At 45.1% G+C, this 14,386-nt stretch carries 11 protein-coding genes; 3 read left to right on the top strand and 8 right to left on the bottom strand.

Annotated elements, in window-relative coordinates:
- Nucleotides 1-798 precede the first annotated feature (798 nt).
- From LBQ00_03050 to LBQ00_03040, 3 genes are read left to right on the top strand one after another with little or no spacing between them, the layout of a single operon-like run.
- The gene (locus tag LBQ00_03050) at nt 799-2,244 is read left to right on the top strand and encodes an MCP four helix bundle domain-containing protein (protein ID MDR2017843.1); all 1,446 of its coding nucleotides are present in this window, start codon (nt 799-801) and stop codon (nt 2,242-2,244) included.
- Nucleotides 2,187-2,687: a hypothetical protein gene (locus LBQ00_03045; protein MDR2017842.1), complete on the top strand. Its 501-nt coding sequence runs from the start codon at nt 2,187-2,189 to the stop codon at nt 2,685-2,687. The genes LBQ00_03050 and LBQ00_03045 overlap by 58 nt, the downstream gene beginning before the upstream one ends.
- Nucleotides 2,688-2,699: 12 nt before the next feature.
- Entirely contained in the window at nt 2,700-4,079 is a 1,380-nt protein-coding gene (locus LBQ00_03040; protein ID MDR2017841.1) for a sigma-54 dependent transcriptional regulator, read from the top strand.
- A gap of 747 nt (nt 4,080-4,826) precedes the next feature.
- Here the strand turns inward: LBQ00_03040 and LBQ00_03035 are convergent.
- From LBQ00_03035 to LBQ00_03000, 8 genes are all read right to left on the bottom strand, one after another.
- Complete coding sequence (locus LBQ00_03035; GenBank protein MDR2017840.1) at nt 4,827-6,119, bottom strand: nucleotide sugar dehydrogenase; 1,293 nt, start codon at nt 6,117-6,119, stop codon at nt 4,827-4,829.
- Nucleotides 6,120-6,153: 34 nt separating this feature from the next.
- Complete coding sequence (locus LBQ00_03030; GenBank protein ID MDR2017839.1) at nt 6,154-6,999, bottom strand: exosortase/archaeosortase family protein; 846 nt, start codon at nt 6,997-6,999, stop codon at nt 6,154-6,156.
- Between the two features lie 79 nt (nt 7,000-7,078).
- Complete coding sequence (locus LBQ00_03025; protein ID MDR2017838.1) at nt 7,079-7,936, bottom strand: GNAT family N-acetyltransferase; 858 nt, start codon at nt 7,934-7,936, stop codon at nt 7,079-7,081.
- Between the two features lie 509 nt (nt 7,937-8,445).
- Nucleotides 8,446-9,258 (bottom strand): hypothetical protein, encoded by an 813-nt coding sequence (locus LBQ00_03020; GenBank protein ID MDR2017837.1) that lies wholly within the window; start codon nt 9,256-9,258, stop codon nt 8,446-8,448.
- 267 nt (nt 9,259-9,525) lie between these two features.
- Nucleotides 9,526-10,581: a hypothetical protein gene (locus tag LBQ00_03015; GenBank protein MDR2017836.1), complete on the bottom strand. Its 1,056-nt coding sequence runs from the start codon at nt 10,579-10,581 to the stop codon at nt 9,526-9,528.
- A 138-nt stretch (nt 10,582-10,719) separates the two neighbouring features.
- Nucleotides 10,720-12,153, bottom strand: a complete 1,434-nt coding sequence (locus LBQ00_03010) for an MBOAT family protein (protein MDR2017835.1) — start codon at nt 12,151-12,153, stop codon at nt 10,720-10,722.
- Nucleotides 12,154-12,498: 345 nt separating this feature from the next.
- Entirely contained in the window at nt 12,499-13,767 is a 1,269-nt protein-coding gene (locus tag LBQ00_03005; GenBank protein MDR2017834.1) for an O-antigen ligase family protein, read from the bottom strand.
- 197 nt (nt 13,768-13,964) lie between these two features.
- A partial coding sequence (locus LBQ00_03000; GenBank protein ID MDR2017833.1) for a hypothetical protein occupies nt 13,965-14,386 on the bottom strand: 422 nt, incomplete at its 5' end.

The raw sequence follows: 14,386 nt of genomic DNA, 5'->3' as shown, positions 1-14,386 counted from the left end.
CTATTTTATTATTTCTCTACGCACTACCTGAGTTGTCCTGGCGTGAGCATGTAGTACATGTCCCATGGTTTTTCCCTTCTTAAGTAAGGTATGGTGTATGCCGTTGCTTATAAGGGGATAAAGGGGTACTACGTGTCGAGTCCGAAGTCGATGAACATCGGAGTGGCAATGGAAAGCAAGATAGTATAGCTGTCTGTTTGGACAAAACCGGGCAGTCACAAACAGTTGTCTATCGTCAGAAGACCGGCCATGATAACAACAAAAAAAACGGTTTTTTCTTCCCTTGAAGCTTTCCTAGCGCTATTCAGCTCTTCCTGTGATTATACATAAGACTTGTGCGATCAAGATGTCAACCGCAACAGAAAATCGTATACGGAAGCAGTTCCAACAAGGTATGGGAACTGCGATCCTCGCCTTACCTCTCATCAGTTTTCTCGCCGGAAAAAATATTGTCATCCCATGGCATCCACGACTATCCATGGGGAGATTTATTAGAATCATACCACTGGATTTCTCTTTATGGTTCTCAATTTTTTGCCAACAATGTCCACTAGCTCGCCTGGAGACTTTTGCCATCTCTTTTTTAAATCTCACTTACATACCCACTTCAAGCCTGTCGAACAGTGCATATGTGCGGATCTACTGTTTCATAAATTCACTTTCACTGATTAAATTCACTCCAACCCAATGCCTTGGCGAGCTTCACTCTCATAGGAAACAGCACTAAGACGGTTTGCATAGTAGGCAATTATATGATATTTTTATCCTCTGAAAGAGAAATTAAGGTGTAGTTATATAATGAAATTTACCATTTCAAACCGATTGATTCTGAGTTACCTTGTCATATTTTTTATTAACGGGGCAGTAAGCGTTTACGCAGTCCTCAAACTCAGCCAGGTAAGCAAGGAAACTTCTACTCTATTTAATATCGATGAGCGTCTGTTGGATATCAGAAAGAAGCTGGCCGATTCCTTCCTGTCTCAGCTGACATATCAGAAAAAATATATTATTGCGATGGATCCTATTTTCCACGACGAATTTATCTTTGCCGGCAATGATTTCAACAAGTATCTCGCCAAGGCGAAGAGCATCGCCGACACCCCTGCAAAAAAGAGCCTGCTGAGCCAGATAGAAACAAGTTACGCGCAATATCTGGCGCTGATCAATGAAGAGATTGACAAATCTACGGCAAAACGTCCTAGCTCCAAGCAGGAATATGATCGAAAGAAGCAGGAGATGGTACGAGAAATTCTGGAGCGTTTGAGGGCAGTGGAAGCGCAAAGCCAGGAAGATATTTTTACAAGGACGGGTAAAGTCAGGGAAGCTGCCGCCGATGCCCTCCATCTGGTAATAATAATGCTAATCGTTGCGATTGTTCTTATAATAGGAATTTCTTTCCGGATCACCACAAGCATAACCAAACCTCTCATGGCTCTTATGGAAAAGACAAAAGACATTTCCAAAGGGATATTTGAAGATAATCTCAATGTCACATCGCCCCCTGAGATATCCCAATTGGCAATAGCCTTAAATGACATGTGTCATAAGTTGAAACAGGTAGATACAATGAAGTCCGAGTTCTTTTCCGCCATGTCCCATGAACTGCGTACACCACTTACCGCAATCAAGCAAGGGATAGGCCTTCTCCAGGATGGGGTAGGTGGGACAATAAGTAATAACCAGCAACGAATTATGAAAACTCTTTCAGAGGAGGTGCATCGCCTGATTGATATGGTGAATTCTCTGCTGGACCTTTCTAAAATGGAAGCCGGGATGATGACTTATAATTTCCGGTCTGAAGACCTTCCGTTGCTGGTCGAGAAAGTTATAATCGAAATGGCGCTCATTGTGGAGGCCAAGAATATCACCGTGAAAATGGCGCCTGGCAAGAACATCCCACCCTTGAAACTGGACCGGGAAAGGATCCTCCAGGCATTACGAAATTTAATAGGGAATGCGGCGAAATTTACCCCGGACGGTGGACAGATAAACTTATCCTGCACTTATAGAGACAGGGAGGTGGAGTTTTGTGTGGCAGATACAGGCCCTGGTATACCGAAGGAGAACCTTAATGCCATCTTCGAAAAGTTTCACCAACTCCCCGTCAAAGCTTCGGAGTGGGCCAAAGGCACGGGGTTAGGCTTGGCGTTCGTCAAGCATATAATTACAGCTCACGGAGGTAAAATATGGGCAGAAAGCAAACTGGGCCAGGGAAGTACTTTTATCTTTGTATTGCCCTCCTGATATCTGTCTCGGTGGCAAACTGTTCATTCATATCCAGCCTGAGAGAGGATGCTGATGCCCGCAGCTACATAGTTAACGCGCAAAAACTTCTTGATAACGGCAAGTATAAAGAGTCATTATGTGAAAATCAGAAGGCTTTGCTTTCGTCACCCAATGGTCCGCCGGGTGACGAAGCCTTATTTAACATCGGCTTGCTTTACGCCAATCCAGCAAACCCTAACAAAGATTACACCCAAGCGGTTGCGTCCTTCACTTTGTTAGTCACTAGGTTCCGACAAAGCCCTCTAGCCGAACAGGCTAAGATATGGACGGATATACTTCAGGAAAATGCCCGATTGAAACGCGCATCTCAGGAGGTGCTTCTGGAAAACACCAGACTGAAGCGCATAGTCGAAGAATCAAAGAAGGTTGATGTGGAGATTTCGGGAATGCGACGGCAGTAAGGAGAGGTGATAATGCCTTTAGGGAAGCTCTTGGTTGTTGATGATGAAAAGAACCTTGTCGCCATGATCCAGATGGGACTTGAGGCGGCAGGATACGAAGTCATCACCGCCTATGATGATAAAGAAGCGCTCAGAAAGTTCAATGAACAGCCCGTCGACCTTTCGATTATTGATCTTCAACTTGTTCAAAGGGATGGTCTCTCGTTAATGGAAGATCTCCACCTCATAATCCCGGAGATGCCAGTCATTATACTTACCGGTTACGGAAGCATAGAAAGCGCAGTTGAAGCCATGAAACGTGGCGCCTACAGTTACATGACCAAACCTTACGAGTTTCGCGAACTCTTATTTCAAATACAGAAAGCTCTTGAAAATCGCCACCTTCTCTACGAAAACAAAAGGCTCAAAGGTCTTCTAGAAGCAAAGTACAGTTTTTTGAACATCATCGCGCGAAGCGATAAAATGCGAAAAGTACTGGAAGGGATATCACGAATCGCAAATACGGATTCCACCGTATTAATTCTCGGGGAAAGCGGTACAGGGAAAGATTTGATTGCCAAAGCGATCCATCTTGCCAGCGAAAGGAAAGATAGGCCTTTCGTCGCCATTAATTGTGCGGCCCTTCCCGAAGCTTTACTAGAGAGCAGCCTTTTCGGTCACGAGAAGGGTGCTTTCAGCGGCGCCATCAAGGATTCCAAGGGCCTTTTTTTGCAGGCCCACAAAGGCACCATATTTCTGGATGAGATCGGGGATATGCCCCTTTCAATTCAGGCTAAAATACTGCGGGTTATTCAGGAGAGACAGTTCCGCCCGGTAGGAAGCGAAAAGCTCATTGAAGTCAATGTACGAATAATTGTGGCTACCAACAAGAACCTGGAAGAACAGGTCAAGCAAGGGTTGTTCCGTGAGGATCTTTATTACCGGATCCATGTCATTCCAGTTTATTTGCCGTCCTTGAGAGACCGGAGAGAAGATATACCTCCTTTGGTGAACCATTTTCTTGAAAAATCGCGGGTAAAGATGAAGAAAGAAATAAAAGGTTTTACCCCACAGGCTATGCAGAAATTGGCGTTTTATGACTGGCCAGGGAACGTTCGGGAACTGGAGAACATAGTCGAATACGCCGCTGCCATGACCGACAAAGACTATATCACGGAAGACCTCATCCTCCAGACAAAATGGGTCGTAGCCCAAGGTCCCGTAAAACCCCTCAAGGATGCTAAAGATGCCTTCGAAAAGAGCTATCTAATCTATCTCATGGAAACTTGCAAAGGGAACGTTACAGAAGCAGCCCAGGTTGCCGGGAAATACAGGGCTGATTTTTACGACCTCCTAAAGAAGCATGGCCTGAACCCGCATGATTTCAGGGCAACTGGCTCGACCTCGGAATAATTCATTCACTTTAGGCTCCACAAATGCAGAGGCAATCCCTTGATTGACTCCCAACTGTGAGAAGTATTGAAGGGACGTAGAAAAAGAGATGTGATGCTTTTCTGAGGCAAAGACTTAGAAAACGGAAGGACGGCAAAGACAGTTCACTGTCAATTCTTGCAGGATGGATTTTTGTTTCATTTTTACTTTCTCTGGTCTTCAGGGCAGTGGCCAGAAAAGCAACGCGGGAGCAATTTATTTGTGGCCCATTACAGATAAGCGGCAGTGAAGCGCCAGACAAGGCGACGAGAGAAGATTTAAGCGGTGCGGATATTATCGCCCGTCGGGACACCTGAACAGGTGTAATTCGAGGAAGTCCTGTGTCCGTCCAATACAACCGGTCCTCTCGCAATAAGGAATTGCTCCTTTCAAACACAACTCATATTTTTTACGGATCCGTTAATTGAATGCAACCGTGAGGGACTACTCTTCCCAACCAGATAACTACCCTACCCACCCTGGCTGTTTTACCGAGAGACAAATACGGATAACCGATGCTTGTACGATATAAGCCATTTACGAAAAAGGGGTTTCGATTTACATATTCAGTGCCGTGAAAGGAAATCATCACAAAAGTATTAAAGCCAACTAAGACCCTGGCCATAGGTTAAAAACAATAGAGGAAACACAGGGATAAACAAATGACAGAGGCCATCACCTTATGGGTGATGGCCTCTGTCATTTGCGGCTGAACTCGCCTGAAATGGATTATGCTTTATAAATCAGGCCGCTTCTTTTCTTCACTATGGCCCTGGTATCTATCACGGGAATATTGAAAGCTTCGAAATCAATCTTCTTATATTCATCGTGAGGTGTTGCGATAAGGATAAGATCATAATTCCCGGTGATTTTTACAGACTTTTTTCCGGCATATTTGGAAAATTCTCTGGTGCGTGGTATGACGGGAATGTACGGATCGTTATAGGCTATTACCGCACCCAGTTCTTCAAGTTTTTCCATCAATCTGTAAGACGGTGATTCCCTGTCATCGTCGACGTTTCCTTTGTAAGCAAGTCCAAGTACAAGTATTTTGGACCCCTTGATTGATTTGCCTTTATCGTTCAATACCTTTGAGACCTTAGCAACCACCCAGTCAGGCATGGACGTATTTATCTCTCCCGCAAGTTCAATAAATCTGGTCGGGATCTCATATTCCCGCGCTTTCCATGTGAGATAAAACGGATCTATCGGTATGCAGTGGCCGCCCAAGCCGGGGCCGGGATAGAACGCCTGAAAACCGAATGGTTTTGTTTTTGCCGCTTCTATTACCTCCCATATATCTATCCCCATCCTGTCAAATAGAATTTTTAACTCGTTCACGAGAGCTATGTTCACGGAACGATAAATATTTTCCAGGAGTTTCGTTGCCTCGGCTGCTTTGGTTGATGAAACTGGGACAGTCTTATCAACAATAGTGTCATACAATGCTTTGGCCGCTTTAAGACACTTACCGGTATAGCCGCCTACTACTTTAGGAACCGTCTTTAGGCTGAAATCCTTGTTGTTCGGATCTTCCCTCTCTGGAGAGAAGGCAAGATAAAAATCCTTTCCCGCTTTTAACCCTGATTTTTCCAGAATAACTCGCATATCTTCGTCGGTTGTGCCTGGGTACGTGGTGGATTCCAGAACTACCAACTGCCCTTTTTGAAGGTGTTCGGCTATCGTCTCGGTGGTATTAAACACGAATCTCATGTCAGGTTCTCTATTCTTGTTGAGAGGCGTAGGAACACAGACAATGATGGAATCCATTTTGCGGAGCAAAGAAAACTCCGAAGTGGGTGCAAAACGGGACGACAACACATTCCTTGTTTTTGACAGATCAATATGTTTAATGTAGCTCTTGCCCGCTTTAAGGAATTCAATCTTTCCTGGATCAATATCAAATCCCGTTACATCAAACCCCGCCTTGCAGAACTCAATAACGAGCGGCAAACCAACGTAACCGAGACCAATAATACCTACTTTTGCACTTCGAGAGGAAATCTTGGAAGTTAGGCTCATGTTCATCCCCCTATAGAATATATTGTATAATAGATCACTTTTTTACCACATACTGTTTATCAGCTTTTCTCAGCAAAGCCACAAGTCCCCACATTAAAATGAGCGCAAAAATAAAAAAGAGAACACCCCCTTTTCGGTGGAGATCACCCTGAAGAATTCCCTCATCAAAATAGGCTCCCAACAGAGAAAGTGTGACGATCCGGACTCCGTTTTTCAAAATTGCCACAGGCACAATAGATGCGACTAAAGCGATTCTTGTCCATCCACTAAGAAGGAAGAGGTTGCCCGCTATGATGGTCGTAATCACGAGAGCAATACTTGAGCGAATTCCACTGCACTGTTCAGCCACCTCAATGCTCAACTGCGGAAAAGCAAACACATATCCGTCCCTTACCACGGGCACTTTGAGCAGACTGAAAAACAGTGCCACAACCTCGGCGGAACCTTTCTGTAATAGATGCACACTTACATTTGTGATCAGGTTAGGTAATGGAATTACAAAAAAAAATAGTATAAACGGGAATACCGCGCACCTTAATGCCTTTACTCCGTAAAAAAGAGTGAAGACTCCTATCAAAACGATCACTGCGGCGAACGTCAACAGCGAGAGATGATCATTATTATTGTGGTAGTTTGCCCCCCTGGTCAGAGAGATCGTCACATAAAGAACACCTCCTGCCGCGATTAACCCTGGCCCCAACGCCAGGGAATACTCAACCTCGGAGAAAATGGACTTTCTTTTGTAATAGAAAAAACATCCGCTAAGCAGAGGCATGAGCTGGATATGCGAGTAAAGCTCGCTCACCCTCGATAGACCTACTAACCTGTTCACTGTAGGATAGAAAATAAATAACGACAATACAATGGAAATAAGAAACATTACATTTCGTTTTGTGATCCCAAACATACCATTAACAATCATAGCACGCACAACAGAAAACCAAACGTAAGATTTCAGATCAGCCTATGTGCCTGTAAACCAACCGTCCTGCCATCCTGAGGACTGGTATGGGCATCATTCTCAGCAAGCCGGTAAAACGGGTGCCTTGCCGCCGGTCTGTCTCGCTAAGAAATTTGCATCTCTCCACGTCATATCGGTAGTATTTCATCGGATATTCATCCGTGCCCCAGCCCTTCTTGAATTGTCTCAATCCTTCATTCTGTATATCGGTCCTCCCGAACGATAAGCTTTTATAACCGTTGTCAAGGTACCATTTGATGGCTTTCCATATAATAAGATTATTTGCTCGGAGAGACTGATAGCTCTTTCTCGACACACCGTATTTATAGATAGCGTTGCGCCCGAAATGGAAGAATACCGCACCCGCGACAATCTCATCTTCAAAAGTCGCAAGGATTACAAATCCATATTCGGTATTTATTAAATGTTTATGTATATTTCGAAAGAAAATCCATGGCTGTGGCGGCACGCCGAGGCGTTTCCGTGTACCGCAATGAAGCCTGTAAAACTGGCCGATTGCGTCGAGCGAAGTCAGGATCTCTGTCTTTACCCCTTCTCTTTCAGCCCGTCTTATATTCCTCCTGGTAGAATCCCTGAGCCCAGATAAAACCCTCTCAAAGCCCGCTCCAAGTTGAAGGCGATGTCCCCAATATCGGGTAAAGTGGTTCTCCTTTTCAAGAAACCGTGCCCCTCCTCTGAATTCCACGTATTTCCAACCACGATTTGACGCATAATCCACTATCTCTTTCATCATTTGAGGGAACAAGACCCTGTTTGCGACTATCGGCTCGCAGTAATCTGAAAAAGGAAGCGATACGCCGCGTCGCTTCGTGATCGGACTACTGATCTCCATCATCGGCATCAAAGCCGTCACCACGCTATCATTACGCATAACCATGCAACGCGGGCGGTATCCGTATGTGTCGGTAAGTACATTAGCCCAGTTCGACGAGTGGAATATCGAGCAATCTGGACTTGAAAACGATATTTCGTTCCATTGCTCTAAATCTCCCGGGTTAACAACGCTGAATTGCACCACTTTGAATCCTATCCCCCAATATTATTCATGCACTTCATGAGACCCCAAGAGGGAGACGTAATGAGCAGACTTCAGGGACGCTACAAGAAGTCCATGACGCATTTTCAATGCCCTACAACCAGGAGTCGTCTCGTATCCACAAAATAGGAGCAGGAATCACTAGGAGACTGTATCGTAACTCTTTACGGCTATATACCGCTGAACTTTAAGATGAAATCCTTTGCCAAGAAACAATCGCACTAGAGCTCCATTCCAGGGCAACTCTGCGGTCAGGACTCTGCCACACCCTATTTAGAGCCGGGCCATGAAAAATAGCGAGGTGGGTTTTATACTATTGTCTTTAGCCCCACGGACCTTTTCTCACCAAACTTCCGACTCTCCTCAAGAAGCTTACTGCTTCTCCATGACGCCCACAGCCAAGTTAGCCGTCTACGCAAATAGCTCTTTTTCCTGCGCCATGTGGCTTCCTGCAAATGGACCCCAAACGACCCGAAGCGATGCCAATAGGCTGGATCGCACACATTTTCAGGGAAAAGTACCTTTACCTCCGAGGCGGCGTCGGGATATTCCGCAAGGGTCCTTGAGACTACACCCGGCCCGGTGGTATTGAGAACGTAGAAGTCTTCCCGAAATATTCTGGGGATAGGCTTCATCATTATTTCCACCCATTTTTCATCCTTCTGGGATTTAACACAATTTTCTATTATTGCCCGTAAAAACGGATGACCTGCCGCCGCTCCGAAGGCGTAGTTGCCGATTTCCCAGTCCATTCCATAGTGTTGGCGCAACGCCTTATTTATGGATATCTCCTCAAAAGGAAATACACAACTGAACTCCAGAAGGGGGGATAAACCAAAAGCCAGAAAAACATCCAGGTCAAAATAGAACCCGCCGAAATGATAAACCGCCAAGTACCGAAAGAAATCATATCTTTGGATAGGAACTCGAAAAGCATTAAATGTCTGTCTGTATTTCGGAAATTGCTGATCAATGAATTCTAAAACCTGGTCATTATCAAAAAACAGGTATTCGAAATCGGGATTGAGCAGCCTGATGTTTGCCACCACTGCTTTCGAAAGCAGAGGCAGATCAGAAGTTTTGCCGGTTTGAATGATTCTCTTTGGAATGCCCGTATTCATCAATTACCTCACCTCGTTGTACTCTTTTTTGACGCATCCCGCATCTGGTTGGCTAACTCGTCTCAACTTTCCTGTCCTTATGTGGTAAATCACCATAGCCATAATGAGAAGACCTTTCGCCGCAAAATCAAAGGTAGATCCTTCTCGGACATCACGTTCGAATAATACCCAGATAAAACGGTGAAGATCATGACGCTGTTGCCCAGATGAGAGACATTGAAAAAAAACAAAACCGATCTACATCATAGATTTGCTAGCAAAAGGTTTTTACCTTTTTTGGATGCCCCAAGGTGGCAGCGCCAAGTCGCGCCACTGCCTGGCAAGCGAGATAGACGCAACCCGAACCCCTTCCTCGTTCCAATGTCCGTCATACATAAAATAGCAGGGCGCCTTACTCTGGCGTTCCCTGAGTGCCGGTCGAGGATCTAGAACTGGTATTTTTTCCATCTTGCAGAAGGCTATAATCTCCCGCGCTGTTTGGTCGACGTCGACCTGCCCATCTTTCATATTTTTAGCTGCCAGGAGTTGTTGAAGCTGCTTTGGGTCAATCTCTAATTTCAACGGAATCGGTATTACGGTTAACCCGACGCCATCACGAGCCGTCTCTTCTCGGATTTTTCGGAGGTATGAAAATGTGTTTGACCAGATTTTTTTTACATTGTTACGTTGCGACACCGCATACAGACGAAATTGGGTATCATTTCCCACTCCCCCAGGGCTCTTACGCACCGTGAAACATCCCCCAAAATCATTATAGTAGAAAAAATTACGCATAAGAACGTAAAATTCGCTGTTCCATGAAAGCCATTTTCTGACCCTTTTTAGCGATAACCCTCTCCGTCTTGCAGGCTCTTGTCCATCCATATACAAAGCCGTGATCTCCCCGTTCTCCACCAAATAATTCATATTTTCGTTATCACACTCATAATCGTCGGGAGACAACCCGACGATTACCGTATCAGGCTTGAACACTGTCTTCCATCTTTCGTACCCTTTCCAATAGTTATAAGGAGAATAGCCGCCAGCAGCCGCATTTATCACCTCGAATTTTACCTCTTTCCCGTAGGTATCCGCAGTCTGCTGAAGCGCTTTCTCCAACTGCCGCGAAAGACTGTCCTCAATTGCCAATCCGTGACTGGCTGAGAATGAGTCGCCAAGCAGCAGAACTCTGAAAACACCATATCTCTTGGGCTCATACTCACGGTCTCTTAGGCCAAAGCTGTTTATCTGATATGGAGCGTTGTATTCTCTCCCTTTTTCATATGTTTTCGCAAACGGTTTATAAATAAAGCCCATTACAGGATCAGATGCGAATATGTTCATTCTTGAATCAACATTCTGCGAAACGAGGATCCTTGTGAATACCTCACCCCAAATCAAGATAAAGGGAGCAATCATCGAAATGAGCAACAGACGTGTTAATAAACCTGGTGTATTAGTGAGTAGTGCCATCGCGTTTTGTCAGAATTGGAAGTATATGAACGGGGTAACGGTTCCTAAATGTCCGATAGAGGCGGCGATAACGCTGACAAGCATAACCCCCGCAACCGCGTAGCGCACTACGCTGAAGTTTTGGCGATCCGATAGCCACGTGTTGCTTGCAAGGTGTACCCGTACCGCATCCAGAGCGATCAACAGACTGCATGCAAAGAGGACAGGAATGGATAATCCTGTAAATAGGCCGAAGCCAAACAATCCTTGAAAATATTGCAACACAATTTCGAAATTTGAAGCCCTGAAAAGAATCCATGTGAGCGCAACAACGTGAAACGTTAGAAATATCTTAGCTAAGTCTTTTGCCCACAATGGAAGAGAAAGAAGCCACGAAAATCCTCGTCCGCCTTCTCCCTTAACCATGCGATGGAGTATAAGGTATACTCCATGCAAAGCTCCCCATAATACGAACGTCCACGCTGCCCCATGCCATAGCCCGCAGAGCAGCATCGTAAAGATGAGGTTTCCGTGCATCCTAGCCCTGCCACATCGGTTACCACCAAGCGGTATATACACATAATCCCTGAACCAGGTCGACAGCGAAATATGCCAGCGCCTCCAGAACTCCGTGATGTTTCTGCTTAAATAGGGAGCATTGAAGTTTTCTATGGTCTCAAATCCTAGAAGCAGCGAAATTCCCCGCGCGATGTCGGTATAGCCGGAAAAGTCGCCATAAATCTGAAAAGTGTAGGCATAAACTCCGGTCCACAACTGCCCGGAGGACATTCCTCCAGGATCCCCAAAAATATTGTCGGCAATGGGAGCAAGGGTATCGGCAATCGCAACTTTCTTGAAATAACCCACCAAGATCAAGTTCAGACCCGTAAGAATCTTCGCACGTGTAATTGACCGCGGGGCGGAGATTTGAGGGAGAAACTTCTTGGCTTTGTCTATAGGTCCCGCGAGGAGTTGCGGAAAAAACGAAACGAACAGGGCATACTCAATGAAATGATTTGTAGGCGCAATATTTCTCCGATAAACGTCGATTGTATATGCCATAGTCTTAAATGTATAAAAACTGATCCCGATGGGAAGAACAATTTTAAGGACTGGCGTGTTCGCCTTGAGTCCCATGTAGCCCAGAACCGAGACTGCAGAATCCAGAAAAAAATTATAATACTTAAAGAAACCAAGGATTCCAAGATTAACGGCAATACTGGCCAAGAGAAATAACCTTCTATGTCTTATGTCTTCCGACCTTTGAATACTGTTGGCTGCCCAAAAGTCTACGGCGGTTGATGTGAAAAGAAGGAAAAGGAAACGCCAGTCCCAATAACCGTAAAAACTGTAACTCGAAGCCAGAAGGAAGATATTCTGTCCGCGAAGGTGCAGTCTTGGGTATATCAAAAGAACAATAGTTATGAATCCGAAGAAAGCCATGGAAGTAAAAAGCATTGTCATTGACCTATCATTGCAGTTGTTCCTATGTATCCAAACGATCGAACATGTGGCGACCAAGCCCGTCCTTCAGTAGTCATATTGACCAAATCCTTCGAAAATGCAACCGGTTTCCGTCTTCGTGGAAGAATAAAACCCCCAGAAAATAAAAAAACAGCTTTCACGCCGATTGAGCCTGGCATTTTTCCGCCAACTATAAATGCTGTCTTCGGCGCGTCATTGAATGCAAAAGAAATAATTAGGATATTACAGTTCTTCACCGACAGAACCACTTGGTCAGTTGAAAAGGCTTTCTCCCTGACACGCAAGAACAGGTTAATCATGAATAGCATCATAATGGTCTACGATTTACTGTCTTTTCGGATCTCGCCGGTACGATATCTCAATGACTCCGAACAGTGTCAGCAGCCAGATGTTATTGATCCCATAAAATGACGCCTCGGTATAATTATAGGGAATAGCTGTTATGACAAAACACAGCCTCAGAATCGCCGCCGGATAGTCGGTTGCTAAGTGCCTCCGGATATTGATCAATCCGGACAACAAAATTGCCCCAATGAAAGCAACCCCGACGTAACCAAGATTCAGATATTGTTCCAAATATCCATTGTGCGCCTGATTTATAACTGCACCGCCGATTCCCTCCCATATTGTCGCCATTCTCTCACCTGACCAGAAACTCATGAAACCTGTGCCTATAACAGGATTCGTGTCCATCTCTTTGACAACCTCCCATATGTGCGTTCTGCTCGTCAGTGTCGCATCACGCCCAAGGAGATCAAAAATAACCTCGCGCACACCCAGTGCCATGTCCATAACCAGCAGAATGGCAGTGACCGTAGCTATAACAGTTATAAGCCTGGCAGGACTTTCGGTGATAAACTTACTACGGCCCACAAAGAGCAGACTCGCTACCAGCGCTAAACAACCAAGGCTGGTGGAACTGTCAGACATATAAAGAAGCCAGGCAATCACCCCGAGAAACACAAAACTGATTAAATTTTCTTTTGACAGTGTACGCGCCTCCTTACAGTTAAAGAGCAGTCTCCAGACAAAATAGATACCTGCAATCAGACATATAACTCCGAGGCTATTCTTCTGATGACCTACACCGGTATACATTGGAGACCCGCCGACACGGTATGCTCTACCCAACTCAGGAAAATATTTAACAAATAGAACGGATAAGGGTAAAAGTAGAAAAGAGAGACGTTTCAAAATAAACCCGAGTGCTTCATAAGGACGTTCTTCCGTCAAAATCACCAATGCCATTATCGGATTGCCTAATTCCTTGATAAATTTTTTGAAACTGACAAACGAGTTATCGGCCCAGACAACACTGACGCCACAATAAAGGAAATATAACCAGATCCATTTGTTTTGTATCATCATATTTCTCCAGTCAACCCTTCTTCGAGATAAGACAACTGCGGCCGCCACAATGAGAGTCAGGAAACAAGCGGCATCAATTGGGCTGCCTTCAGTATACGCGTCAGCTAATGACATCTGCGAACGTAGATTGAACCATGACGAAACATAACGTGATCCAGCCAGAAACATCCAAAGCAGAGGAATCCATAGAGCATTGGATGGATTTCCTTCTTTTTTGTAATCCATCCGAAAAAGATAGATAATTAAGAGGAGGCAAAGCGAGGTGGCAATGTAGCGCATGATATTATGTGGACACCGCAGTTTCGTCCGAGATGCGATAGTACTTCTTTAACAAACCTGTCGCAATTTTTTCGCTGCGGTTCGTGAAGGTTATATGCCTTCATTCACGAACACCTGATGTGACAGAGCGATGAATCTATCTATTACTGCACGATTCTGAGCGTTGGCGGAGAGAGCTTGCAAGGGCTAGGGATAGGCGGTTTAGAGTTACCTGTCAACGGATGAGGATAGTCATAAGCTTCGTACCTATTCACGTATTTCCCCTGACCTATTCCGCAGGCGCATGGCATATCTGTTCCTCCCTCACAGTAATCTACCGCGCCATTGTATTTTTTCCATTTCGGGTCGTTCGGGTCGTTTGTAGCCCACACATGGGGTGTCTTCTTGATATATTTGGAAGTTGATCTGGAGCAGGAGGTAACACCATTATCCACATCCCAGACATCCACAGTAAGGCTGTCTGTACAGGCCCCTCCTGTGGCGCATCCCGCCTGCGCCCCATTATTCCATAAAATAAGGGGTATGTTATCCATATCGCCCCTTGCGCATAAGCCTGTGTTGAGGT

The organism is Syntrophobacterales bacterium, assembly GCA_031274925.1.
GTDB lineage: Bacteria > Desulfobacterota > Syntrophorhabdia > Syntrophorhabdales > Syntrophorhabdaceae > PNOM01.
The sequence above is the reverse complement of the archived record's forward strand: the minus strand, read 5'-3'. Positions and strand labels throughout refer to the sequence as shown.

Bases quoted from the DNA above. Each gene is read 5' to 3' on its own strand.
- LBQ00_03050 (MDR2017843.1), top strand. From the start codon at position 799: ATGAAATTTACCATTTCAAACCGATTGATTCTGAGTTACCTTGTCATA.
- LBQ00_03045 (MDR2017842.1), top strand. From the start codon at position 2,187: ATGGGCAGAAAGCAAACTGGGCCAGGGAAGTACTTTTATCTTTGTATT.
- LBQ00_03040 (MDR2017841.1), top strand. From the start codon at position 2,700: ATGCCTTTAGGGAAGCTCTTGGTTGTTGATGATGAAAAGAACCTTGTC.
- LBQ00_03035 (MDR2017840.1), bottom strand. From the start codon at position 6,119: ATGAGCCTAACTTCCAAGATTTCCTCTCGAAGTGCAAAAGTAGGTATT.
- LBQ00_03030 (MDR2017839.1), bottom strand. From the start codon at position 6,999: ATGTTTCTTATTTCCATTGTATTGTCGTTATTTATTTTCTATCCTACA.
- LBQ00_03025 (MDR2017838.1), bottom strand. From the start codon at position 7,936: ATGATGGAGATCAGTAGTCCGATCACGAAGCGACGCGGCGTATCGCTT.
- LBQ00_03020 (MDR2017837.1), bottom strand. From the start codon at position 9,258: ATGAATACGGGCATTCCAAAGAGAATCATTCAAACCGGCAAAACTTCT.
- LBQ00_03015 (MDR2017836.1), bottom strand. From the start codon at position 10,581: ATGAACATATTCGCATCTGATCCTGTAATGGGCTTTATTTATAAACCG.
- LBQ00_03010 (MDR2017835.1), bottom strand. From the start codon at position 12,153: ATGACAATGCTTTTTACTTCCATGGCTTTCTTCGGATTCATAACTATT.
- LBQ00_03005 (MDR2017834.1), bottom strand. From the start codon at position 13,767: ATGGATTACAAAAAAGAAGGAAATCCATCCAATGCTCTATGGATTCCT.